We start from the raw sequence: 25,178 nt of genomic DNA, 5'->3' as shown, positions 1-25,178 counted from the left end.
CACTGGGCAGTTGTGACCACCCACCGGGGAGTCACAACTGCCCACTGGGGGGCAGGTGTTCGCGGGTCCTAGCGTGCTCGTCGCGGACGTTCGGTGCCGCGGCGGTCGCGGTGCGGCCGGCGGCGCGGACCCCGGCCCGCCCGGGGCGCCCCGCCCCGCTCCTCGCCGCGCACCGCACGACGTGCCGCCCGTGAACCGCTTGTACCGCTGACGATGTCCTGACGATGGGGAGTGAACGGTGGCTGATCACCAGCTGGGGGAGGAGTGGCGGCACGCACTGGCGGGCCTCGAGCCACTGGAACTGCCGTCGGACCGCCGGCCGTCGGAGGACGGCCCGGGCCCCGCGGACCGGGTCGCGTTCGACGTGCCGGCCCGGACCGCCGACGCGCTGGCCGCGCTGGCCCGCGACCGGGGCGTGGGACTGCCCGCGGTCCTGCTGACGGTGTTCCACACGCTGCTGGCACGGCACGCCGGCCGGGACGACGTCCCGGTGGCGGTGCCGGCGGACGGCGCGCGGGACGCGGGCGCCGCGAGCGTGGTGCGGGGCGCGACCGGGGACCCCGCGTTCACCGACGCCCTGGCGTCGGTCGCGCGGGGCATGGCGGACGCCGCCCGGCGCGGTCCGGCGCCGCTCGGCGCGCTGGCCGACGCGGCCGGCGGCGCGGCGCCCACGGTGGCGTGGTTCGCGTGGCGCACGGCCGACGGGGAAGCCGCCGTGTTCCCGCCGGACGCGCACCTCACCCTGGAGCTCGTCGCGGACGGCGGCGGGCTGAGCGGGGCCCTCGGCTACCGGACCGACCTGTTCGAACGGGCCACGGCGGAACGGATGGCGGGGCACCTCACGACGCTCGCGCGTTCCGCCGCCGACAGGCCCGGAGAGCGGCTCGGCACGCTGGAGATGCTGACCGCGGAGGAACTGCGCCGGATTCTGACCGAGTGGAACGGGCCGCGGTCCGCGTTCCCGGACACCGCGACCGTGCACCGGCTGGTGGCGGACCGGGCCGCGCTCCAGCCAGACGCGGTGGCCCTGGAGTACGGCGGGCAACGGCTGACCTACCGGGAGCTGGACGAGCGGGCCGAGGGGCTGGCGCGGTACCTGGCGGAGCGGGGCGTCGGCCCCGGCGCGCTGGTCGCGGTGTGCCTCGACCACGGCCCGGACCTGGTGTGCGCGCTGCTCGGCGTGCTCAAGTCGGGTGCCGCCTACGTGCCGCTGGACCCCGCCTACCCGGCCGAGCGGCTGCGGTACATGGTCGAGGACAGCGCCGCCCCGGTGGTGGTGACGCAGTCCGCGCACGCGGGCCTGTTCGCACCGGGCACCGCGCTGCTGCTGGCCGACCGGGAGTGGCCGGCCGGCCCGGGCACCGCCCCGGTCGCCGCCGCGGGCCCGGACGACGTGGCGTACGTCATCTACACCTCGGGTTCCACGGGCCGGCCCAAGGGCGTACGGGTCGGGCACCGGGGGATCGTCAACTACCTGCACTGGTGCGACCGGAACTATCCTCCGGCGCCCGGCGCGCGCATCGGTTCGCTGCTGTGCTCGTCCGCCGCCTTCGACCTGACGGTGACCGCGCTGTTCCTGCCGCTGGTGCAGGGACTGTGCCTGGTGGTGCCGCGACCGGAGCCGGGCCGCGGGGTGTTCGACGCGGCCGTGGACATCGTGGCGACCGGTGTCCCGATCAGCTTCCTGAAGGCGACGCCCTCGCACCTGGAGCTGCTCACCGCCCGGCTGGAGCAGGACGGCGTCCGGCACGGCATCGCCACGGTGGTCGCCGGCGGCGAGGACCTGACGCCGGCGCTCGCGCACCGGGTGCTGGCCCTGGGCGCCGGGGACACGGCGATCGTCAACGAGTACGGGCCGACCGAGGCGACCGTGGGCAACGTGGTCAGCCGGACGGAGTCGGTGGACCCGGCGGCGGACCACGTGCCGATGGGCCGGGCGATCGACAACACCGAGGTCTACGTCGTCGGGACGCACGGCGAGGTCCAGCCGGTCGGAGTGCCCGGCGAACTGCTGATCGGCGGCGTCAACGTGGCCCTCGGCTACCTGGGTAGGCCCGAGCTGACGGAGAGCCGGTTCGTGCCGCACCCCTTCTCGGCCGATCCCGGCGCGCGCGTGTACCGAACCGGCGACCTGGTGAAGTGGCTGCCGGACGGAGGCCTGGTCTACCTGGGCCGGATGGACGACCAGGTCAAGCTGCGCGGGCACCGGGTGGAACTCGGAGAGATCGAGAACGCCCTGATGTCCCGGCCGGACGTCGCTGCGGCCACGGTCGTCGTCCGCGAGGACGTCCCCGGCGACCGGCGGCTGGTGGCGTACCTGGTGCCCGCGGGCGGCACGGGCGTGCCCGTGGCCGCGGTGCGCACGGCGCTGGCGCGTGAGCTGCCCGCGCACATGGTGCCCGCCAGGTACGTCGTGCTGGAGCGGCAGCCGCTCACCCCGAACGGCAAGGTGGACCGGCGCGCGCTGCCCGCGCCCGAGGGCCACCGCCCGGACCTCTCCGCCGCGTTCACCGCGCCGCGCACGCCCACGGAGCGCGCGGTCGCCGGCATCTGGGCCGAGCTGCTGGGCGTCGACGCGGTCGGCGCGGACGACGACTTCCTCGAACTGGGCGGGCACTCCCTGCTGGCCGCCCGGGTCGCCTCCCGGCTGCGCCGGGACCTCGGGGTGGACGTGCCGCACCGCACGCTCTTCGACGCCCCCACACCGGCGCTGCTGGCGGCGGCCGTGGACGGGCTGGAACCCGGCACCTGCGCCGGAATCCAGCGGGCGGACCGGTCGGCGGACGCCCTGCCGCTGTCCTTCGCCCAGCAACGCCTGTGGTTCCTGGACCAGTTGGCGCCGGGCCGCGCCGAGTACACGATCCCGGTGGGACTGCGGGTCGAGGGCGGCTTCGCGCCCGAGGCGTTCGCCGCCGCGCTGACGGCCCTGACCGCCCGGCACGAGATCCTGCGGACCCGGTTCGTCGCGGACGCCACGGGACGCCCGTTCCAGGTCGTCGACCCCGTGCGGGAGGTGACGGTGGACGTCCACGACGCCCGGCGCCTCGGCGCCGGCGCCGCGCGGGAGATGCTGCGCGAGGCGGCGGGACGGCCGTTCGACCTCGCCACCGGGCCGCTGCTGCGCGCCGTGGCGGTGCGGGTGGCCGACGAGCGGTGGCTGCTGCTGCTCGCGGTGCACCACATCGTCTCCGACGGCTGGTCGGAGGGCATCCTGGCCCGGGAGCTGGGCGAGCTGTACGGCGCGGCGGTGGACGGCCGGCCGGACACCCTGGCTTTTCTCGGCCTCCAGTACGCGGACTTCGCGAGCTGGCAGCGCGAGACGCTGGACGGCCCGGCGCTCGCGGGGCAGTCGGCGTACTGGCGGGAGCGGCTGGCCGGAGTGCGGCCGCTGGAACTGCCCACCGACCACCGGCGTCCGGCCGAGCGGTCGGGCCGGGGCGGCACGGTGTCCTTCTCGGTGCCCGCCGACCTGGCCGGCGCGGTCCGGCGGCTGGCGGCGGGACAGGGGGCGAGCCTGTTCATGTCGCTCCTGGCGGTGTTCCAGCTGCTGATGGCGAAGTACAGCGGCCAGGAGGACGTCGCGGTCGGCAGTCCGGTGGCCGGCCGCAACCGGGCCGAGACCGAGGAGCTGATCGGTTTCTTCGTGAACACGCTCGTCCTGCGCACCGACCTGTCCGGCGACCCGCGGTTCGAAGAGTTGCTGGCCCGGGTCAAGGACACCGCGCTCGCGGCCTACGACCACCAGGACCTGCCCTTCGAACGCCTCGTGGAAGAACTCGCCCCCGACCGCGACCTGTCGCGCACCCCGCTGTTCCAGACGATGTTCGTGCTCCAGAACACCCCGGACGCCCGCGCGTGGCGGCTGCCCGGAGCGGCGGTGGAGCCGTTCGCCGTCCGCGCGGAGGAGGCCAAGTTCGACCTGACCCTGTTCCTCACCGAGCGGTCCGACGGCTCGCTCGACGGCGACCTGGTGTACGCCCTGGACCTGTTCGCACCGGACACGGCCGAGCGGCTGGCCGGGCACTTCACCACACTGCTGCGCGCGGCGGTCGCCGGCCCGGAGCGCAGGCTGTCCGAACTCGAGGTGCTGACCGGCGCCGAGCGGCGCCGGGTGCTGACCGAATGGAGCGGGACGGCGGCCGCCGCGGACACGGGGCGCGGTGCCGAAGCCGTGGTCCAAGGCGCGGATGGGGTCCAGGACGTGGTCGAAGGCGTGGCCGCGACCGAGTCCGGGGCCGGCGTCGAGGCCGGTACGACGGTGCACCGGCTCGTCGAGGAGTGCGCGGCCCTGCGGCCGGACACCACGGCCGTGCTCTCGGCGGACGGGGAACTGACCTACCGGGAGCTGAACGCGCGGGCCAACCGGCTCGCCCGGTACCTGCGTTCGCGCGGAGCCGGTCCCGGGGCCGCGGTCGCCGTGTGCCTGGAGCGCGGCCCCGAGCAGATCACCGCGCTGCTCGCGGTCCTCAAGTCCGGCGCCGCCTACGTGCCGCTGGACCCGGAGCACCCGGCCGACCGGCTCGCCTACATGGTCGCGGACGCTCGGGCCGCGCTCGTCGTCACCGACGGCGCCCGGGCCGCACGGCTGCCCGGGCAGCCCGGCCGGTTCCTCACCGACCGGGACTGGCCGTCCCTCGCGGACCTGCCGGCGCACGACCCGGAACCCGCGGCGGCCCCCGGCGACCTGGCGTACGTGATCTACACCAGCGGCTCCACCGGCCGGCCCAAGGGCGTCGAGATCGAGCACCGCAGCCTGGCCGGCCTGGTCCGCTGGACGGCCGACACCTTCGGCGCGTCACCGGGACGGCGTGTCGCGCTGCTGGCCGGGGTCGGGTTCGATGCGGCGGCCTGGGAGCTGTGGCCGGCGCTGGCGACCGGAGCCACCGTGTGCGTACCCGACGAGACGGTACGGCTCACCCCGGCGCTGCTCCAGGGCTGGCTGACCGAGCGCCGGGTCACCGGCACCTTCGTCTCGACCCCGATGCTGGAGGCGCTGGCGGCCCTCGACTGGTCGGAGCCGACCTCCCTCGAGTACGTGCTGACCGGCGGTGACGCGCTGCGCCTGCCGGCCGGGCTGCGCCTGCCCTTCCGCGTCGTCAACAACTACGGGCCGACCGAGTCGACGGTGGTGACGACCTCGGCCGAGGTCGTCCCCGGCACGGCCGTGCCGCCGATCGGCCGCCCGGTGCGCGGCACCTTCGTGTACGTCGTGGACCGGTACGGCCGGCCGGTGCCGACCGGGGTCCCGGGCGAACTCCTCGTCGGCGGCGCCGGGTTGGCGCGCGGATACCGGGCGCAGCCGGGTCAGACGGCGGAGCGGTTCGTCACCGCCGACGTCGACGGCACACCGCGCCGGGTCTACCGCACCGGGGACCGGGTGCGCTGGCTGGCTGACGGGCAACTGGAGTTCCTGGGACGCCTGGACGACCAGGTGAAGCTGCGCGGACACCGCATCGAACCCGGTGAGATCGAGGCGGTGCTGCTGGCCGGCCCCGATGTCGCCGCGGCCACCGTCGTCGTCCGCGAGGACACCCCCGGCGACAGGCGGCTGGTCGCCTACGTCGTCCCGGCGGCGGGCGGCACCGTGCGCGGCGAGGCCCTGCGCGGGCGGCTGCGCCGTGAACTGCCGGACTTCATGGTGCCGTCCGCGTTCGTGGCACTGGAACGGCTGCCGCTCACCCCGAACGGCAAGGTGGACCGGAGGGCGCTGCCCGCGCCCGAACCCCGCGCGACCACGGCCGGCGGCCCGGCCCCCCGTACCCCGGTGGAGCGGGCGATCGCGGCGGCCTGGAGCGAGGTACTGGGCACCGAGGTCACCGGGGTGGACGCCAACTTCTTCGAGCTCGGCGGCCACTCCCTGCTCGCCACTCAGGTGACGTCACGGCTGCGGGACGCGCTGGGCGTGGAGGTGCCGGTGCGGGACCTGTTCGCGGCGCCCACCGTCGCCGGACTGGCCGCGGCCGTGGCGGAACTGGCGGCGGACGGGACGCCTGGTGCGGAGCGCATCGCGCCGGCCGACCGGACCGACGGGCCGCTGCCGCTGAGCTTCGCCCAGCAGCGGCTGTGGTTCCTCGACCAACTGGAGCCCGGACGCGCCGAGTACGCCGTGCCCTTCGCGCTGAGTGTCAGCGGTGCGCTGGACACCGGCGCCCTGGACGCGGCGCTGACCCGGATGCTGGCGCGGCACGAGATCCTGCGGACGCGGTTCGTCGCCGACGACAACGGCGAGCCGGCGCAGCTCGTCGATCCGCCGACGCCGGTGCACACCACCGTCCACGACCTGCGGCACATCGCCGACGCCGAGGAACGGCGGGAGCAGGCTGAGCAGTTGGCCCGTGCGGAGACCGCCCGCCCGTTCGACCTGGCCGCCGGCCCGCTGCTGCGCGCGCACCTGGTGCGGCTGACCGACGAGGAGGCGCATCTGCTGCTGACGGTGCACCACATCGCTTGTGACGGCTGGTCGGAGCCGATCATGGCGCGCGAACTGCGGGAGGGCTACCGGGCGGCGACGACCGGTGTCTCGCCCGAGGACGCGGAACTGCCGGTGCAGTACGCGGACTTCGCCGTCTGGCAGCGACAGCGGCTCACCGGCGACGTGCTGGAGGAGCAGCTGGCGTACTGGCGGGAGCGGCTCGCCGGGGTGGAACCCCTGGAACTGCCCACCGACCACCGCCGTCCGGCGGGGCGGCCCGGAGGCGGCGGCACCGTGACGTTCCAGGTGGGCGCCGCGGTGGCCGCCGGACTGCGGAAGACGGCCAGGAGCGGCGGCGCGAGCCTGTACATGGTGCTGCTCGCGGTCTTCCAGGTGCTGCTGGCCAAGTACGGCCGCCAGGACGACGTGACCGTCGGCAGCCCGGTGGCCGGCCGCAACCGCGCGGAGACCGAGGAGCTGATCGGCTTCTTCGTGAACACGCTCGTCCTGCGCACCGACCTGTCCGGCGACCCGCGGTTCGAAGAGTTGCTGGCCCGGGTCAAGGACACCGCCCTCGGCGCCTACGACCACCAGGACCTGCCCTTCGAACGCCTCGTGGAAGAACTCGCCCCCGACCGCGACCCGTCCCGCAACCCCCTGTTTCAGACCATGTTCGTCCTTCAGAACACGCCGGACGAGCACGGCTGGAGCCTCCCGGGGCTGGACGTCGAGCCGTTCACGGTGACGCTGCCGGACGCCAAGTTCGACCTCACCCTGATGATGTCCGAGGACGCGGACGGCGGTCTGCGCGGCGCCCTGGAGTACCGGACCGACCTTTTCGAGCGGGACACGGTGGCCAGGCTGGCCGGGCACCTGGGCACCCTGCTGGAGACGGTGGCCCGCGAGCCCGGGGCACGGCTGTCCGAGCTGTGCCTGCTCACCGCTGAGGAGCGGCGACGGATCGTGGCCGAGTGGAACGACACCGCGGCCGCCTTCCCGGACACCGCCACACTGCACGGCCTGTTCGAGGAGCGGGCCGCCCGGCAGCCGGACACCGTGGCCGTCGAGGGGCCCGAGGGCACGCTGACCTACGGCGAGCTGAACGCACGGGCCAACCGGATCGCCCACCACCTGCGCACCCGGTACGGAGTGCGGCCGGACATGCCCGTCGCGGTGTGCCTGGAACGCGGCCCCGATCTGGTGACCGCCGAGCTGGCCGTCCTGAAGGCGGGGGCGCCGTACGTGCCGCTGGACCCGGACTATCCGCCCGAGCGGCTGGCCTACATGGTGCGGGACACCGCGACGCCGGTCGTCCTCACCGGCTCCGCGCACACCGGCCGGCTGCCCTCGGACGTGCCGCTGCTCCTGCTCGACGAGGACACCGAGACGCTGGCCGGCGAGCCGGACACCGACCCCCAGCCGGTCGCCGCACCGCACCATCTGGCCTACCTGATCTACACCAGCGGCTCCACCGGCCGGCCCAAGGGCGTCCAGGTCGAGCACCGCAGCGTGGTCAGCCTGGTGCACTGGACGGCCCGGACGTACGGGCTCGAGCCCGGGCAGCGGATCGCGCTGCTGGCCGGGATCGGTTTCGACGCGGCGGCGTGGGAACTGTGGCTCGGCCTGACCCGCGGTGCGACCTGCTGTGTCACCACCGAGTCCGTCCGGCTCACCCCGCACCTGCTGCGCGACTGGCTGTGCGAGCAGCGCGTGCACGCCACGTTCCTGTCCACGCCGATGCTCGAGGCGCTGGTGGCGCTGCCGTGGGCGCCGGACAGCACCCTCGACTACGTGCTGACCGGCGGCGACCGGCTGCGGATGCCGCCGCAGGCCCGGCTGCCGTTCCGCGTGGTCAACAACTACGGCCCCACCGAGACGACGGTCATCGTCACCTCCACGGTGGTTGAACCCGGCGACGCGGTCCCGCCGATCGGCAGGCCCATCCCCAACTCCCTGGCGTTCGTGGTGGACCAGCACGGGCGGCCGGTGCCGGTCGGGGTGCCCGGCGAACTCCTCGTCGGCGGCGTGCCGGTGGCCCGCGGCTACCGGGGCAGGCCGGAGCTGACCGAGGAGAGGTTCACCGCGTACGAGGCCGAAGGGATCAGCACCCGGGTGTACCGCACCGGCGACCTGGTGCGGTGGCGGGCGGACGGGCAGCTCGAGTTCCTGCGGCGGATCGACAACCAGGTGAAGATCCGCGGCAACCGCATCGAACTCGGCGAGATCGAGGCCACTTTGCTGACGGGTCCCGGCATCGGCGAGGTCAGTGTGGTCGTCCGCGAGGACACCCCGGGCGACAAGCGGCTCGTGGCCTATCTCGTCGCGGCCGCCGGCGCGGACATCCCGAGCACCGCCGAACTCCACACCCACCTGGGGCGGTTCCTGCCCGACTACATGATCCCGGCGGCGTTCGTCACGCTGGAGCGGCTGCCGTTGACCGCCAACGGCAAGGTGGACCGCGCGGCCCTGCCGGTGCCGGACCACCAGCGGCCGGATCTGGGCACGGAGTACACGGCGCCCCGCAACGCCGTCGAGCGGACCGTCACCACCGTGTGGCAGGACCTGCTGGGCATCGAACGCGTCGGCGTGCACGACAACTTCTTCCAGCTGGGCGGGCATTCCCTGCTCGCCACACAGGTGGCCTCCCGGCTGCGGAAGGCGCTGCGGGTCGACGTGCCGGTGCGGGCCGTGTTCGACTCGCCCACCCCGGCGCAGCTCGCCCAGGGCATCGCCGACCTGATGATGGCGGCGATCACGGCGCAGTTCGCGCCGGCCGGGTGACCACGCCCGGTGCCACGCCGTGAAGGGGCCGGACCTCGTAACCGAGGTCCGGCCCCTTCACGGTGCGCTGGTCACGCCGGGTGCGGGACGGCTCAGGCGACGTCCTCGGCGCGGATGCCGCCGCTGGCGAGGGCGAGGGCGCCGAGCTGAAACCGGCTCTGGGCGCCGAACCGGTCCGTCAGCTTCTCCGAGAGCCGGCGCACCGTGCGCAGCGAGACGTCCATCCGGCGGGCCGCCGCCGCGTCGGTGAGCCCCTGCGCCCAGAGCCGCAGCACGTGCTGCTCCTGGAGGGAGAGGTTGCCGCGGGTGCGGGGACGCGCCTCGGCGAGCGGCAGGGCCTCCCTCCACAGCCGGGAGAACAGGGTCGCGAAGGCCTCCGTGACCGACTCGACGCCGCACGCCATCGCGCCGACCACGCTGCGGCCGCTGACCACCGGCACGACGGCGTGCCTGCGGTCGGAGAGGATCATCCACACCGGCAGCGACGGCAGGGTGCGGACGGCGCCGCCGCACTCCTCGTTCCGCAGCAGGCGCTCGGTCGCCTCCGGGTCGTTGCGGACGCTCTCCAGCACGATGGCGCGTGCGGGCGTGCCGTGCCGGCGCAGGATCTCGTCCACCGGGCGGCCGGCCGCGAGGGCCGCGGCGTCCAGCCGCTCGGCCGGTCCCACGGTCAGCCATTCGTGCGCGCACTCCTCGGCGAGCGAGGCGACGTGCCGCCACACGGCGTCGGCGCCGGCCAGCCACTCGACGTCCGGCATGCCGTCCCGGCTGCCGCGCCCGCGCTCCGACAGCAGCCGTGTCACCTCCAGCCGGCTGCCCTCCACCTGGAGCCGGTGGCGGGCGAGTTCGTCCTGCTGCCGGGCGAGCATCGCGGCCAGCCCGACCTCCGGATCGACCGGCCGCCAGCCGCTGGCCGAGTCCCCCGGAACGACGAGCAGCAGGGCGGACAGCCGCTCCAGTCCGTCGCGGACCGTTTCCTCGGTCTGCGCCAGTTGCTCGGCCAGCTCGGCCACCTCCGCGCCGGGCCGGTCGACCATCGCGATGTACACACTCCGCGCAACGGAGTCGATACCCAGAGAGGTCCGCATGTCGTGCACTCCTGTATGTCTTGTCTTACGGCACCTGTTGGCTGTGGGACACGGGTCGAGATCGGGCCGGCGGCGCCCCCTCGGGTCGTCACCGCGGGAACCCGCCGGCGGGACACCAGTAGAGCCACGGCGGCCCCGACGGCGGATGCGGGGCGATCCCCCAAGTTCCTGGGGGACACCCGCCGGCGGGGCGGGCGAGGACGCCGCGACGTGCGGCTCCCGCGCCCCCACGCGCCGGTCCTGCGGGGCGGACGCGGGCCGCGGGCCGGCAGCACGTACGCGACCGGAGTCGGCCACGCCCGCGTACCCAGTGATTTTCGGACAACCGGTCAGATCGTGGCGTGTTCACGCCTGTCGGGCGGCCCGCCGGGTCCTCCGGGCACGCACGACGGGCACGGCGTACGGGGCCGTCGGACGGCCGGTACCGCGTACGTCCCCCATCGCGGGACGTGCGTGCCCCCATATACCCACCGGGCCGGCCGCCCGGCCCGTACGCCCCGTACGCCCCTCGGCCGCACTGCACGCGGCCGCGCCCTCAGCCGAGCGCACACCGTCCGGCCTGCGGCTTCGCCCCGTCAGGCGTCGACTCCGCGGCCCATCGCCCCGAGCCGCCGCACGCACCGGGCGTCCCCGTCCCCCATGGGCCGGGAGCGGTGGGTGGGCGCCGCCGGAGAATATGGGGGACAGTTCCCCATGCGGGTCCCGCACCCGATCTGTGACCTTGTTCTCGTGACCGCATCAGCCGCATCCGCGACTCCCCGGAGCGCGAACCCCCCGGCCCCCGCCCGGCGGGCCACCACGATCCCCCAGGCCGACACCGGCCGCGACCCGCTCCGCGCCGGCACCCGCGTCCCGACCGCGCCGGGCCCCCGACTTCCCTGTTCCGGCCAGGCATTCGCACGCTGAGAGTCACCCGGCGGACCCGCCGCCGCCCCGCTCCGCTTCCCGCTCCCGCCCTCACAGACACGAGGTTCTTCACCATGGACGAGCTCCGCCGCAACGCCGACTCCGCCTCCGCCGACCTCCCCGCCCGCCCGGCCGACGAGACGGACGCCGCCGGCGGCATCACCCTGTCAGGCCGCAACCGCGCCTGCGCCCGAGCCCGCGTCCTCGCCGGGATGGTCCTCACCAGCGGTCTCGTCATCACCCTGACCTCGATCGACACCTCGGTCTCGGCCCCGCACTGAGCATCCGTCCCGCGTCGTGCGATTGGTGGCGGCCGTGCCGCACCCGCCCAGGTGCCGACGGTGGTCCGCGGCGGCCGGACCACCCCACCCGGTCCGGCCGGTCCGCAGGCCTACGCGTCGCGCAGGGCCGCCGACCGCGCGCACAGGTCGGCGCGGTTGGCCGCACCCGTCTTCGTGATCAGACTCGCTATGTGCTTCTCCGCCGTGCGCGGTGAGATGAACAGCCGGTCGGCGATGTCCTTGTTGCCGAGCCGCTCCGCCAGCAGCCGGAACACCTCGAACTCCCGCACCGTGACGCCCTGGGCACGCAGCCGGTCCGGGATGCCGCTGGTGCCGTTGCGGTGCTGGTGCACGGAGGCCCCGAGCCGGCGCAGCCCGGCCCGGCAGGCGCCCGTGACGGCCTGGACGTCACGCTCGTGGAAGTAGTGCTCCGCCCGCCGCAGCCAGCCCACCGGATCGCCCCAGCCGTCCTGGTGGGCCGCGTCCGCGATCAGCCGCAGCCCCAGGTGCTGGGCCAGCGGGTACGGCTCGGCCACCGCCAGCGCGGCGTCCACCGCGGCCGCCGCCCGCTCGCCCGCGCCCTCGCGGCCCAGCAGCACGGCGTCGGTGAGCAGCACGAACTGCCGGTTCCAGCGCATCCGGGCGACGGCGGTGGCGGTGATCTCCTCGTGCCGGGCCCGGTCCGCGTCCCCGGCGAGCACGTCCAGCAGCAGGACCAGGCCGTGGGTACCGCTGAGGTGGTAGGTGGAGGGGTTGCCCGCCTCCAGCGCCAGCACCTGCCGCAGCTCCTCCCGGGCGAGTGCCCGGTCCTCCTCCAGCAGGGCGCAGAAGGCCCGGGCCAGACCGCGCCCGAGCGGCTCCTCCTGCGAACCGGCGCCGTCCCACTCGGCGAAAGCGGCCAGCGCCCGCTCCATCGCCGCCCGGTCGGCGTGGTGGGCCTCCAGGACGGCCTGGGCCATCAGCACGTACCGCACGGCGGGCGCGAGCCGCAGACGCCGTACGACGGCCAGGCACTCGTCGGCCGCCGACCGGGCGGCGTCGTAGCGGCCGCCCAGCACCGCGTCCAGCACGAGGATGCCGTCCACGGTGTGGACGATGTTCACGGAGCCGAGCCGCAGCGCCTCCTCGCGGGCCGCCAGCAGGCCCGAGGTGTCGCCGTCCGCCAGCCAGGCGTTGCCGCCGAGCCGGGTGGCCGCGTACATGCGCTGCAGGGGCAGCCGGTGGCGCTCCGCCGTGGCCAGCGCCTGCCCGAGCATCGCCTCCGACTCCTCGGGGTCCCGTTCGCGGGCCACCGTCGCGAGGAGTTCCCGGGCCTGGCAGGCCACGACGGGCAGGCCGTGCCGTTCGGCGGTGTCGGCGGCGGCCCGGGCCAGCTTCTCCGCGTGCTGGGTGCGGTCCGGCCCCGGTGTGTCGAGGGCCAGGTAGGCGGCGGTGACGTCGACCGCCGCCGCGGCCGACTCGTCCGGCGCGGCCGCCAGCACCTCGCGGGCGCGGGCTATCTGCCGGTTGCCGTCGTTCCACCGGCCCGCCGTGTGGGCGACCTTGGCCAGCCGGGTGTGCAGCGTGGCCAGACGGACGGGGCTCAGCCCCGAGCCGTCCAGCACATGCAGGTCCTCGGCCAGGTCGAGGGCGCGGGCGAAGTCACCGGCCTCGGCGAGGGCCGGCAGCAGGTTCTCCAGCACCATGGCCCGTGCCTGCGGATCGCCAGCGTCGGCCAGCAGGCTCTCCGACCGGGTGAGCAGGGTGACGGCGGAACCGAGCGCCCCGGCCGCCAGCGCCCGCCCGCCGGCGTCCGCGAACAGCAGGCCCGCCTCCACCTTGTCCCCGGCCGCGCTGCGCAGCCCGGCCGCGAGCGGGCACCAGTCGCCGGCCAGATCAGGGTGCAGCTCCTCGACCGCCTCGGCGCCGCGCCGGGCCAGGTCCGCGCGCTGGCCCGGGGTCATCTGCGTGAACAGCGCCTCCACGGTGAGCGAGTGCCGGAAGGAGTACCAGTCGGGCGCGGGCTCGTCGGGAATCACCAGCCGCGCGGCCACGCCGGCGTGCAGATGGCTGAGCAGAGTCCGGTCGTCGACGCCGGTCATGCGCTGCAGGACCGTCAGCGGGAAGCGCCGGCCAAGCACGGCGGCGGCCGACAACAGGGTCAGGCCCTGCGCGCCGAGCCGGTCGATGCGCCGCAGGATGCCACGCGCCAGCGAGGAGGAAACGTCACTGCGGAGGTCGCCGACTGCCCGCCAGCCCTCCGGCCCCCGCACCAGGGTGCCGGCCCCGATCATCGACTGGAGCAGTTCCTCGACCAGGTAGGGGCTTCCCGAACTGTCCTCCCACAGCCGATCGAGGACCTCGGCGGGCACCTGCTCCGGGCCGTCGGCGCCGAGTTGCGCCGCGACCATCTCGTGCGCCTGGGGCCGGGTCAGCGGCGGCAGTTCCACCAGGGTGGCGGCGCCGCGCCGGCGGGCGGACTGCGCCAGGTCGAGGGCGTCGCTGAAGTCCGTCCGGATCGTGGCGAGCAGCAGGACGGGCGAGTACTCCAGGTTGTCCACCAGGTACTCGAGGACGCCGAGCGTCTCCGGGTCCGCGTCGTGCAGGTCCTCGAGCAGCAGTAACTGGCCCTGCCCGCGCCCCGCCGCGATGAGCAGGCGCAGCACCGCCTCGCCGAGGATCACCATGGAACTGCTGTCCCGTTCCCCGGTGTCCCAGTCCGGGATCAGCCGCCCCAGGACCGGCCGGTAGGGGCCGAGGGCGAGGTCGTCCATGGGCTCGCCGCTGCGGAAGAGCGACATCAGGGCTTCGGTGAGCGGCCGGAACGGTACGGCCGGACCCGTGGTGCTGCTGCGGCCCCGCAGCACCCGCATCCCGGCGCCCAGCGCCCCGCCGACGGCCTCCGCCGCGACCCGCGACTTGCCGACGCCCGCCTCGCCCACCAGGAAGACGACACCGCCGCTGCCCTGGCGCGCGTCGGCCAGGGCGCGTTCGAGCAGGGCCAGTTGGGAGTCCCGACCGACCAGGGAGGGCGCATGGGAACGCATGAGCGCAGATAGTAATCGGACAGCGCGACTTGCGGCAGGTCGCGCAGCCCCGGACACCTTCCGGAACGGTTACGTCCGGTTACGTCCGCCGTGCCGGGGACGGCGGGCGCGGTCGGCCCGACGGGCCCTCGCCGCCCCGGCGGGCCTTCGCCGCCCCGGCGGCCAGGACGGAGGACGTCTCACTGCGGCGCGGAGACGGAGGTGTCGATCGTGCTCAGCGTGATGACGATGCCGCTGGTGAGCACCATGCCGGCCAGCACACGGGCGCGGGCGCAGGCCCGGTTGCGGCCCTTGAGCGTGATCCCGCCCGCTGCGTCCCGCTCGTCGGCAGCGGTTTGGGCAGCGGTTTCGGCTGCGGTCCCGGCTGCGGTTTCGGCGGTGGCGGCGAGGTGCTTGTCCATGACGGTGGTCCCCTTCTGGAGTCCCGCGCGGGAGGGCGGGGAGGCGGAGGAAGTGCCGTGGTGCGGGGAAGGCGGCGGAAGCACCAGTGGTGCGGGGAAGGCGGACCACGCGCGGTGGAGCCGGCGCGTGACCGGTCAGTGGCCGGGCTGTTCCAGGAGCAGGACGGACGGCACGGCCTCGGGGCGGGCGAGACGCAGGAGCCCGTAGCCGATGCCGGACAGCCCGGTCAGCAGCCCGGGGGAGGGGACGTGGTCGGGGGTGGCGCAACGATGGCTCTGCGCCTCGATGAGCGCGAGCACCTGACCGGTACGCCGGGACAGCGCCCCGGCGGCGGCCGTGTCGCCCCGTCCGGCGAGCACGGCGAGGGCCTCCAGGGTGCCCAGAGTGCCCTGGCCGAGGCTCAGGCCGGGACACACCTCGGCGTCGGCCAGCCGGGCCGTCAGCGAGCCGGCCGCGTCCAGGGGCGCGGCGGCGGCCACGCCGGCGACCCCGGTGGCCCAGGAGACGTCCTGGGGCGAGGTCCTGACCTCGTGGACCGCGGCCCGCAGCAGGGCGTCGGCGGCGCCCGCGTGCGCGGCGGCACGCTCCGGGCGGAGTCCGGCGTAGCGCCGCAGCGCCCAGCCGATCCCGGCCGCGCCGTCCGCGAAGCCGGGACCACCTCGGGTGCCCGCGCCGTCCGCGAAGCCCGGATCACCTCCGGTGCCCGCGCCGTCCGCGGACAGCGCCGGCCGCTCCCCTCCGCACACCGTCGCCAGCAGCAGGTCCGCCACGGCGTCCGCCAGCCGCAGGGCCTCGGGGGACCCGGTCGCCTCGTGCACGGCGACGGCGGCGGCCAGCGCCCCGGCCGCGCCACCGGCCAGCCCGGGATCCGCGCAGGCGGCGACGGCGTGTCCGAGCGCGGTGAGCGCGTCCGGCAGACAGCCCGTCAGGTCCTCGCCGAGCAGCGCGGACAGCCGCGGGAGCGCGTGGACGATGCCGGCGAGCCCGGCGTAGGCGCCGGGTCCGGCCGCCGCGCTCAGCTCGGGATCGGCGGCCAGCGCCTTCATCAGCGCCGGCAGCGGCCGGACCGCCTCCCGGGCCAGCGTGGCGTACCGCCCGGCCCCGGTCAGCGCGTCCGCCTGCGCCAGGAACAGCGCCACACCGCAGTACCCCTGCCCCAGCCCGGCGCCCATCGGCAGCACGGCCCAGTGCGGCCCCGAAACCTGCTCCAGGCCCAGCCAGTTGGTCCGGCCGCCGCCGCGTACCGCGCGGGCGGCGATCTCGTCGGCGATGCCGCACGCCGCGGCCAGCAGCCGCGAGGCGTCCGGCACGACCGCCGGGAGCGGGGCGAGGGCGAGTTCGGAGCGCCGCGCCGGCGGGGCACCGGCCCCCCGCGCCGCCAGCGTGGCCGAGATGACCCACTCCTGGTCGTGGCAGTCGACCTCGTCCATCCGGGCCAGCTTCTCGCCGACGGCGGCGAGGCTCGCCACCGGCAGCACCTCCGGCAGCCAGGTGCCCTCGGCCGTCCGGACCCCTGTACCGGACGGCCGATGCACGAACAGGGGGACGTCGCCGCGCCACAGGTCCGCGGTCTCGTGCTCGACCAGCCGCCGGCGCGCCTCGTCGTGCTCGGACTCGGACCACAGCACCGCGAACACGCCCTCCCGGGCGAGGGCGTCGCCGAGCAGCGAAGGGTGTGCCGACTCCTCCAGCAGCGTGGCGTAAAGCCGGGTGGAGCGCGCGATGAGCCGCGCCGGGCTGTCGGCGTGCACCGCCAGCGGTCCGCCCGGGCCGAGCAGTTCACGGCCGTGCGCGGCCAGCGCCGCGTACCCGGTGCGGAACCCCTCCAGCAGGGCCGCCCGGTGGTCGGCGCCCTCCAGCGGCGCCCCCGAGGGCAGCGGCTGGTTCTGCGCGGCGGGGCTGAGCACGGGCCCCCGTACGGCCCGCATCGTGTCGGTGCCGCTGTCCGCCCAGTGCAGGCCCTCGCTGGGGAAGGTGCCTTCGGCGGACCGGCCGAGCGCCGAGATGTCCAGCGCGCCGTGCTCGCCGATCAGCAGGTGGGGCAGCAGGCAGGTGCGGTGCACGGAGGCCTGCAGGGCGTCCGCGGCCGGGTCGGCGCCGGCCGTCATGGCCTGCGGCAGGCCGGTGTGGAACAGCGTCTCGGCGTCCACCAGGACCGGCTGGTCGCCGCAGGCGATGACGTTCTCGTAGTGCATGTCGGCGCCGTCCACCGCGTAGAGCAGGGCCAGCAGCGCGCCCTGGCGCCGGTAGAAGGCGTCGGTCTCGGTGACCGACCGGCACCAGCGGTGCTCCACGAACTCCAGCCAGCCGTACCCTGGCCGGCGCACGCTGCGCGGCGTGCGCAGCGCCAGGCCGGGCACCTTGGCGCCGAGCCAGGCCGCCAGGTCGTCGAGCAGGGCGTGCTGGTCGAGCGGCCGGGGCTTGTACACCAGCCGGTCGCCGCCGGTGAAGCGCAGGACGGCGACCGCCCGGTTGCCCTGGTGGGCGTCCCCCAGACCGAGTTCGACCCCGGCCAGCGCACCGGGCCCGCGCCCGTCGAGGAGCCCGGCGACCAGGTCCTCTCGGTCGGCCTGGAACCGCGTCACCAGTTCCACCGCGGCGTCCGCCGCGTCCAGCGCGGTCTGCGCGAGCATCCGGGCCAGCACCGGGTAGGCCGAGAAGAGCGCGGCCAGGCCCGGCCGGCTGGCGGTGGCGGCGACGAACGAGGCGAACCGCTCGCGCGGGCCCGCCCCGGCGAGCCGCCCGGCGCGCCGGGCCAGGGACAACTCGTGGACCAGCGTCCGGGCGGCCTGCCGGACGAGCTGCTCCGTCAGCCTCCGCTCGAACGCGCCCCGCCACACGGCCTGTTCGGCGGCCGGGACGCCCGCGGTGCGGTAGCCGAGCCGGTCCGCGGCCGGGGTGACGAGCGGCCGTACGACGGCGGCGAAGACCTCGGGGCCCGTGCCGTGAGCGGTCAGCTCGTGCAGGCTCTCGGGGGCGGCGGCCAGCGCGGCTTCCGCGTAGTCCGCCCAGTGGGGCTTGGCCGCGCGGGCGGCGAGACGCTCGGCCGGTTCCGCGGCGAGGGCCGCCGCGGTGGCCCCGTCCACCGCGAGGTGGGCCAGCCGCAGGGTGAAGCCCTCGCCGTCCCCGACGTTCCAGGGAGCGCGCCCGGCGGCGAGGCCGGCGGACGCCGCCGCCGGCAGTCCGGGCGCGGCGAGCCGTTCCGCGAGGGTCAGCGCCGGGGCCCACCAGGCGAGCGGCAGGCCGGAGCTGCCGGGGGTCGGGAGGCTGGCGGTCCGGGGGGTCGGGAGGCTGGCGGTCTCAGTCACGAGGAAGAAGGTGTCAGACCGCCGCGGCCCCCACATGGGGAACTGACCCCCATATTCCTGCGCACCCGCCCCACCGATGGGGCCCAGACTCCGCGCACTGAGGAGAACCGCAGGTCAGAGAGGCTGCCGGGCGAGCCGTACCCGGGTACGGGCAGGCCCCCGTCAGAACCGGGGCGCGGGCAGCAACCGCGGTTCGAGCCGCTCCTCCACCGCTCGGGCGCCCTCGCGGGAGACCAGATAGGCGCCCTTGCCCGGCAGTTCCGCCACGGCCTCGACCAGTTCGGTGCCCCGGTAGACCAGGCCCACCCCGTCGTCGGTGCAGTGGGCCGTGCGGAAGACGCCCTCCGCGACCAGCCGGTGGATCAGCGGACGCCGGCCCGCGTCGGAGTCGTAGTGCACGCCGTTGCCGTACGGCAGCAGACCCAGCCCGTCGGTGACCGGGCGCAGTCCGGGCCCGAAGGAGTCCGTCGCGCCGCCCTCGAACCAGCAGATGGAACCCGCGCTGACCCCGGCGAGCACCACGCCCGCCCGCCACGCGCGCCGCATGACGACATCGAGCCCGTGCACCCGCCACACCGCGAGCAGGTTGGCCACCGAACCGCCCATCACCCAGACCACGTCGTGGGCCAGCACCGTGCCCTCGACGTCCTCGACGTTCGGCATGGGGAACAGGTACAGGGGAGTGAGGTCGTAACCCGCCGCCCGCGCCGCCTCCGCCACCCGTGCCGTCACATGCTCGGCGTCACCGGTCGCCGTGCCGACGTACAGGATGCGGGGACGCCTGCCGTGCACGCCGGAGAGCTCGACCGCGTGGTGGACCAGCGCATCGAAGAGCAACCGCGTGCGCGTGCCGACACGGTGCCCTCCGGACGTGGCGAGGATGGTCGGCTCCGGAGCGGTCACACACATGATCGTAGCGCGCCGAACTCGGCACCATACGGGCGGAGTTCGTGAAGACATCGGTCCCGGAGCCGATTCGGTCACGGACCGGCCGCCCGGCCGCCGGGGCCGCCCGACGAGCCGATCGCAGCCGATCGCTTGCCTATGACCAGCTGTATCGGCGGCTGGCTGCCCGCCGGAGGTCATGTCGAGTCCGGTGCGGGCCCCTGGGCCACGGTGGTCAGGGAACGCCATGAGGAACTGGGCGTCGGAGCGGTTGCATCGGCGGCGGCGATTGTCCGGAACATGGCCTATCCGGATGACTGTACGGGTTCCTACAGTCCACTGAGCGTCGGATGAACCGGCGTAATAGGTAGGGGGAAGCATGCGCATCCGTTCCCGCACTATCCGTCTTCTGGCTGTCGCTGCTTTGGCGGCTGGTGGACTGACGGCCGCAACCACTTCCACGGCCACCGCGGGGCCCCTCACGGCCCAGTCCTGCTACGGCAGCGCAAAGTCCTATTCCAAACCGTCGGGGGACCGGTGGTACCCGAACAACGGATCCACCACCCTCACCGCGACCAGCAACTGCAACGACATCAACATCAAGCCCAACACGACGACCCAAATCGCGGTCTGCTTCTACCAGAGTTCTGGCAGCAGGTACTGCCAGAGTTCCTTCAAGACCGCCCCTGCGGGCCAGTGGACCGTAGTCGCCACCGACGTCTTGGACGGCACCCGCTTCATCTTCGACTTCGGCTCGACCACAGCGAACTCTGGCGTCTGGGCCGGCTGAATCCAACGCACTCCGCGCTCGGGCACCTGAGACCAGGGATTGAAGAACAACGGAACGAGGACCGGCGCCAGCGGCTCTGCCACAGAAAAAGACGGGGCCGCCTTCACGTGACCTCGGCCGAGCGTAGCCGCAGCTCATCGTGACCGGTACCGCGGATAACGGGCCATTGCCCGTGGTGGATCGTCACGGAGTTTACAGACGTCGGTTTCCCGTTCCGCTGTTCCCCGGCGCCTGAAGGCCGCCGTACCTCGCGTGTGATGAACTGTGGCCCGGTTTCGAGACGTTGATCGCGTCTCGAACAAGGGAGTGGGAGGGACCGTGGGCCTCGGTGGGGGGACGTGGCAGCGACTGACCGCCGTGGTGCTCGTCATGGCGGTGGCGGCCGGGTGTACGGGGCAGGGCGACGGCGCGGGCGGCGGAAACGACGAAGACCTGCTGCGGAACCAGGACTGGACGCAGACGCCGGGTACCACCGCGCGGAACGACATCCTGCGGGTCAGCGCATTGGATCGGCGCATCGTGGAGCAGGACTCCTCCGGCGGCCAGCCCAACCCCCCGCTGAACCTGGCCGGCCCGCATTTTGAATCCGATGGCGACTTCACCGTCACCGCGCGCATGTCCGGTGTGGGTGACGATGACGGGGGCTCATGGCTGCGGCTGTACGGACGGGTACCGGTCATCTATGACGAGTGGCGGCAGGAGCGGCCCTCACTCCGCGTCGGCGTGACCGCTGACGGACGAGTGAAGGTACAGATATGGGACGGCGAGAGCGATGAGCCGGCCACATCCGAGGAGTTCGACTGCGGCTGCTCCGGGACGGTGACGCTCGCCGTGTCGAGCATCGGTGACACCTTCCGCGTGGACGCCGACGGGCGGCGGCTGGGAACCGTGCAGGACCCGGGGGTGTTCGCCGAGGGCACTGTCTGGTTCGGTCTGGAGGCGGACGCGGGCGAAGACGAGCGCCGCGAGGGATGGCGCCTCACGCAGCTGACCGCGCGGGCGGAGAGCGGTGACTCGCTCCGCGTGATCAAGGCGCCGCGGCTACGCCAGGAGCAGTCCGACGACTCGCTGCGTGCGCGGGCCGCAGACGTGGGGCGGCCGTTCGACGTCGGCGCCGCCGTGGCCGAGAACCCGCTGCTCACCGACGCACGCTACCGGGCGCTCGCGGGGAGCCAGTTCTCCATGCTCACTCCGGAGAACGCGTTCAAGCCACAGTTTCTCCACCCACGCCGGGGCGTCTACGACTTCCGCGACGCGGACCTACTCGTACGCTTCGCCCGCGCGAACGACATGAAGGTGCACGCGCACACCCTCGTCTGGCACGAGGCCCTGCCCGAGTGGATGCGGGAGGACGACGACCCCGAGGAGGTGCGCCGGACCATGCTCCGGCACATCGCCACGGTCGCCGGGCACTTCAAGGGAAAGGTCGCGGAATGGGATGTGGTCAACGAGCCCATGTCCGACGACGAGAAGAGCTACACCAACGGGGATCTCGGTCTGCGCTCCGAGCAGAGCCCGTGGTTCGAGGCCATGGGCGAGGAGTACATCGACGAGGCGTTCAGGGCCGCTCACCGGGCCGATCCGAAGGCACGGCTGTTCCTCAACGAGTACGGGGTCGAGGAGGAAGGCGAGCGGTGGGACGCCCTTTACGATCTGGTCAAGCGGCTCAAGGAACGCGGCGTACCGATCGACGGCGTGGGTTTTCAAAACCACGAGTACGCACCCGGCGACCGCATCGACCCGGAGACCTTTCGCGGCCATGTGCGGGATCTGGCGGAACTCGGGGTCCAGGCGCGGGTGTCGGAGATGGACGTCCCCATAGGTGAGGACGAGGAGGACGGGCGGCACACCCAGGCTGACGAGATGGCGGGCAAGCTGCGGGTCTGCCTGGGGGAGCCGAACTGCACATCGTTCTCCACCTGGGGATTCACCGACCGGTACGGTTCCACCGCCGACACCAAGATCTATCCTCCGCGCACGGCCGATTCCCTGCCGTGGGACGCGGCCCTGCGGCCGAAGCCGGCGTACGAGCGCCTGCTCGAGGCCTTCGACGAGGCGTGAGGGCAGTACGCCGACAGCCTGCGCCGCCGACAGCCTCAGCCCGGCGACAAGTGGCATCTGGACGAGGGACCCGCGCTGCACGGGCCCGCCAGGTCGTCCCCGGGGTGGCTGGCGTGGTTCCGTCCGGAGCCTAGGACTCGATCACCGGCGCCTCGGTTGTTTCACGCGAAGGGCAGGTGCAGCACGGACAGGCTGCCGGTGCCCACGGTGGTGGGATTATTGCCGATCGCGTTCCAGACCTCCGCCCGTACGGTGCCGCCCGTCAGGCTGCCGCACATGGTGCCCTGGGAGGAGAGCAGACCCTGGGTGTCCTTGTAGTGCTCCCAGCCGGTGACCGGGTCGGTGGCGAAGTAGCGGTAGGTCTCCACGCGGTCCCAGCTGCCGTCGCCGGTGCAGTCGTAGGACACCCGCATCTGCACGCCGTTGCCCACGGCCTGCTTGGCGTCGACCGACAGATCGAAGGTCGTGGTGGCCCCGTTGTACTTCAGGTTCAGTCCCTTGCTGGTCATGGTGACCGGCTGGTACGGGGTGCCGTCGTGGTTGGTGCCGTCGCCGGACGTCACGGTGACGCTGCCGTCGCCGCCCGCCGTGCCCGCCAGGGTGCCGTCGGACTGCAGGTACAGGTCCGGGGAGGAACCCGCGGTGGTCGACGGGCTGGGAGACGGCGACGCGCTGTCCGACGGGGAGGGGCTCGGCGACGCGCTGTCCGACGGGCTCGGGCTGGGGGTCGCGGAGTCCGTGACGCTCGGGCTCGGGCTGGAGTCGACGCCGCCCGTCGCGGTGCCGCCGCTCCAGTTCTGGGCGCCGGAGGCCACCGTCTTGCCGGCGGGCACCTTGATGGCGGTCCCGTCGGAGAAGTGCACGGTCGTGTCGGTGGCCGCCACGTTGGCGGCGACGTAGGTGCGCCGGCCGCTCTTGGTGAAGACCGCGGTCAGCGGGTTGTCGGCGGTGACGGTGGTGTCCACGTTGCCAAGCGCGGCCAGGTTGCGGATCCAGTGGAAGGTGTGCGCCTTGCTCTCGCCCTCTTCGGAGGTGAATCCGTTGTTGGCGCGGAAGTTGGCCAGGGCCGCGTCACCGTCGCCGAGGGCCTGGTACTCGTACCAGATGTCCGTCCAGATGGTCGGCCGGGTCTTGCCGCTCTGGTCGAGCATCTCCTGGTAGTTGGCCTTGACGTAGGCGGGGTCGTCGCCCAGGTAGAGGTGACCGCCGGTCACCGGCAGGAGGTTGATGCCCTGGATCTGCTCGGGGGCGCTGGAGAACCAGGTCGAGTACGCGCCGCCGTTGCCCCAGACCATGCCGACCTCCTTGTGCGGGAAGTCGCTCGGGTAGATCTGGTCCTTGGCGTCGAACCAGTAGTCCTGAATGGCGGCGGCCTGCGTGGTGTACATGTAGATGCCGGCGTCCCGGACCGTCTTGTCGCCGGTCGCGATGCCCCACTGGATGAGGGCGTTGTCGAAGTTCATCCCCTCCGACGAGGACTCCTGGTTGTTGCCCGCGGCGAACGAGCCGTGGCCGGAGGCCCAGTCGTGACCGCTGTAGATGTCGAAGTCACGCAGGTAGGGGAAACGCTTGTCGGCACGGTCGTAGTTGTTGGCGTCGCGGATCAGCAGGTCCACCATGCCGCCGTACTGGCTGGAGCCGGCCCAGTCCGGGTCGAACTTGGCGAGGGTCGCGGCCGCGGCGATGTAGTAGCCGTAGTGGAAGTGGTGGTCGTTCAGCTCCTGGTCGGACCCGTAGGAGGCCGGGTAGCCGATCAGGGTGCCCCACTTGTCGTCGTAGTAGAACAGGTGGCCCGTCTCGTTCTGCGAGGCGGTGAACCAGTCCGTCAGCTTGGACTTGATCGCCGCGAGGGCGGCGTCGCGGACGTCCTTGTTGCCGGTCTGGTCGGCGATCTCCGCCAGGCGGGCGGCGCGGCCGAGGCCCTTGCCGGTCCAGTAGGTGTCGTCGCTCTGCTGCCGGGTCGGGTCGGCCTTCTCCGCGTTCAGGTAGTTCTGCAGGGTGGTGGCGTCGGCCCCGGAGCTGTCGGCGACGGCCGGCACCTCGGGGAGCACGCCGTGGAAGACCATCGACGTCGTGAAGGACGTGATGCCGGTGAGCACCTTCAGCGGGCCGCGCGAGGAGATGTACTTCTGCGCCAGCGGGGCGCCGCCGGCGAGGTTGCGCCACTGGTGCGGCATCAGCGCCGCGACCGTGGCCTTGCCGGCGCCCTCCATGGCGGTGGTGGTGAAGCTGTACTTCGTCGTGACGGTGCTGCTCGCCTCGTCGTACGCGTACGACACCGCGGTCCCGGTGACCTGGTTGTAGGCGTACTTGACGTACTCGTCCGCCAGCGCGGCCCGGTCCGTGGCCGAGGTGGACGGCGTGGTGGGCAGGACGGCGATCGAGAAGTAGTCCCTGCCCCCGAGCGAGGAGGTGAAGGTGGTGCCGGAGCCGTCGACCGACCAGGTGGCACCGCTCGGGGCGAAGGCCACGTAGTCGTGCCCGGCGATGGTGTAGCCGAGCATCGAACCGGAGTGGGACCAGACGTTGGCCGTCGCGCCGGAGGCCACCTTGATCTGGGCGTCGCCGCCGGTCGCCCGGAAGTACGCGAACGGCAGGCCGGAGCCGATGGTCGCCCGCAACGTGTGCGCGCCGTCGCTCAGGACGGGGCTGACGGTCCAGTCGCTCCAGTCGTCGACCTTCACCTCGGGAGCGCCCAGGCCGGCCACCCCGGCGACGAAGTCCTCGGTGTAGTTGAAGTGGTACTCGCCCACGCCCTTGGCGCTGCCGGAGATCGCCGGTGTGGTGCTGTAGGAGAAGCCGAGGCCGCGCGACTGGGCCTTGAAGCCCAGCGGTTGCGCGAACAGCGGCTCACCGTAGGCGCAGTTGGTGCGCTTCCAGAGGATGGACGACCACCAGTCGTTGGTCGGCACGGCGCCTGACGGGGCGTTGGCCGTGACCCAGTGGCGCGGGTTGGTGGACAGGTCCGCGCAGCCCGAGGGCAACGGGCCGGGAGGCGTGGTGGAGTAGCTGCCCTGGCCCACCGTGGCGGCGCTCGCCGTGTGAGGGGCGAACACGGCCAGTACCGTGCCGAGGAGGGCCGCGACCACCCCGAACACCATGACATGAAGGCTGTATACGGTTCTGCGTGGGGGAAGGCTGCCGACTGGTCTTGGCCGGTCTGTGTCGCTGGACATGCGAACTCTCCTGACGTGGGGTGCCGCGTGTACGGCCCTTTGAGAGCGCTCTCAAGACGCGA

11 protein-coding genes are annotated in these 25,178 nt (G+C 73.8%); 5 read left to right on the top strand and 6 right to left on the bottom strand.

Going from position 1 to position 25,178, the window contains the following annotated elements:
- Positions 1-238 precede the first annotated feature (238 nt).
- On the top strand, positions 239-9,193 hold the full coding sequence (locus tag TNCT1_RS31085; RefSeq protein WP_143638733.1) for a non-ribosomal peptide synthetase: 8,955 nt from the start codon (positions 239-241) through the stop codon (positions 9,191-9,193).
- Between the two features lie 92 nt (positions 9,194-9,285).
- Here TNCT1_RS31085 and TNCT1_RS31080 read toward each other — a convergent pair whose 3' ends face one another.
- Positions 9,286-10,281: a helix-turn-helix domain-containing protein gene (locus TNCT1_RS31080; RefSeq protein ID WP_235902988.1), complete on the bottom strand. Its 996-nt coding sequence runs from the start codon at positions 10,279-10,281 to the stop codon at positions 9,286-9,288.
- Between the two features lie 980 nt (positions 10,282-11,261).
- Here TNCT1_RS31080 and TNCT1_RS31075 point away from each other — a divergent pair.
- A complete protein-coding gene (locus TNCT1_RS31075) occupies positions 11,262-11,468 on the top strand; it encodes a hypothetical protein (RefSeq protein WP_143638730.1) in 207 nt (68 codons plus the stop codon).
- Positions 11,469-11,578: 110 nt separating this feature from the next.
- Here TNCT1_RS31075 and TNCT1_RS31070 read toward each other — a convergent pair whose 3' ends face one another.
- From TNCT1_RS31070 to TNCT1_RS31055, 4 genes are all read right to left on the bottom strand, one after another.
- Positions 11,579-14,494 carry a LuxR family transcriptional regulator gene (locus tag TNCT1_RS31070; RefSeq protein ID WP_143638728.1) on the bottom strand — a complete coding sequence of 972 codons (2,916 nt, stop codon included), beginning with the start codon at positions 14,492-14,494 and terminating at the stop codon, positions 11,579-11,581.
- Between the two features lie 179 nt (positions 14,495-14,673).
- Positions 14,674-14,895 (bottom strand): hypothetical protein, encoded by a 222-nt coding sequence (locus TNCT1_RS31065; RefSeq protein WP_143638726.1) that lies wholly within the window; start codon positions 14,893-14,895, stop codon positions 14,674-14,676.
- 135 nt (positions 14,896-15,030) lie between these two features.
- Positions 15,031-18,204 carry a type 2 lanthipeptide synthetase LanM family protein gene (locus tag TNCT1_RS31060; protein WP_143638724.1) on the bottom strand — a complete coding sequence of 1,058 codons (3,174 nt, stop codon included), beginning with the start codon at positions 18,202-18,204 and terminating at the stop codon, positions 15,031-15,033.
- Between the two features lie 162 nt (positions 18,205-18,366).
- Complete coding sequence (locus TNCT1_RS31055) at positions 18,367-19,107, bottom strand: peptidase E (RefSeq protein WP_143638722.1); 741 nt, start codon at positions 19,105-19,107, stop codon at positions 18,367-18,369.
- Positions 19,108-19,248: 141 nt separating this feature from the next.
- On the opposite strand from TNCT1_RS31055, the gene TNCT1_RS36740 reads away from it, so the two are divergent.
- The 3 genes from TNCT1_RS36740 to TNCT1_RS31040 all read left to right on the top strand — a co-directional run bounded on the left by TNCT1_RS36740 (position 19,249) and on the right by TNCT1_RS31040 (position 21,940).
- Positions 19,249-19,443: an NUDIX domain-containing protein gene (locus tag TNCT1_RS36740; protein WP_160160441.1), complete on the top strand. Its 195-nt coding sequence runs from the start codon at positions 19,249-19,251 to the stop codon at positions 19,441-19,443.
- Between the two features lie 25 nt (positions 19,444-19,468).
- Positions 19,469-19,879: a hypothetical protein gene (locus tag TNCT1_RS31045; RefSeq protein ID WP_143638720.1), complete on the top strand. Its 411-nt coding sequence runs from the start codon at positions 19,469-19,471 to the stop codon at positions 19,877-19,879.
- Between the two features lie 318 nt (positions 19,880-20,197).
- Positions 20,198-21,940 carry an endo-1,4-beta-xylanase gene (locus TNCT1_RS31040; protein ID WP_143638718.1) on the top strand — a complete coding sequence of 581 codons (1,743 nt, stop codon included), beginning with the start codon at positions 20,198-20,200 and terminating at the stop codon, positions 21,938-21,940.
- A gap of 161 nt (positions 21,941-22,101) precedes the next feature.
- Here the strand turns inward: TNCT1_RS31040 and TNCT1_RS31035 are convergent, their stop codons facing one another.
- Positions 22,102-25,041, bottom strand: a complete 2,940-nt coding sequence (locus TNCT1_RS31035) for a glycosyl hydrolase (RefSeq protein ID WP_235902986.1) — start codon at positions 25,039-25,041, stop codon at positions 22,102-22,104.
- Positions 25,042-25,178: the final 137 nt, after the last annotated feature.

Origin of the sequence: Streptomyces sp. 1-11 (genome assembly GCF_007176755.1) — a bacterium.
Lineage (GTDB): Bacteria > Actinomycetota > Actinomycetes > Streptomycetales > Streptomycetaceae > Streptomyces.
Note: the sequence above shows the minus strand (reverse complement) of the source record. Positions and strands in the feature narration are given on the sequence as shown.

Excerpts from the sequence above, each read along its gene's own strand:
- TNCT1_RS31045 (WP_143638720.1), top strand. The coding sequence starts at position 19,469 with ATGCGCATCCGTTCCCGCACTATCCGTCTTCTGGCTGTCGCTGCTTTG.
- TNCT1_RS31080 (WP_235902988.1), bottom strand. The coding sequence starts at position 10,281 with ATGCGGACCTCTCTGGGTATCGACTCCGTTGCGCGGAGTGTGTACATC.
- TNCT1_RS31070 (WP_143638728.1), bottom strand. The coding sequence starts at position 14,494 with ATGCGTTCCCATGCGCCCTCCCTGGTCGGTCGGGACTCCCAACTGGCC.
- TNCT1_RS36740 (WP_160160441.1), top strand. The coding sequence starts at position 19,249 with ATGACCAGCTGTATCGGCGGCTGGCTGCCCGCCGGAGGTCATGTCGAG.
- TNCT1_RS31065 (WP_143638726.1), bottom strand. The coding sequence starts at position 14,895 with ATGGACAAGCACCTCGCCGCCACCGCCGAAACCGCAGCCGGGACCGCA.
- TNCT1_RS31035 (WP_235902986.1), bottom strand. The coding sequence starts at position 25,041 with ATGGTGTTCGGGGTGGTCGCGGCCCTCCTCGGCACGGTACTGGCCGTG.
- TNCT1_RS31075 (WP_143638730.1), top strand. The coding sequence starts at position 11,262 with ATGGACGAGCTCCGCCGCAACGCCGACTCCGCCTCCGCCGACCTCCCC.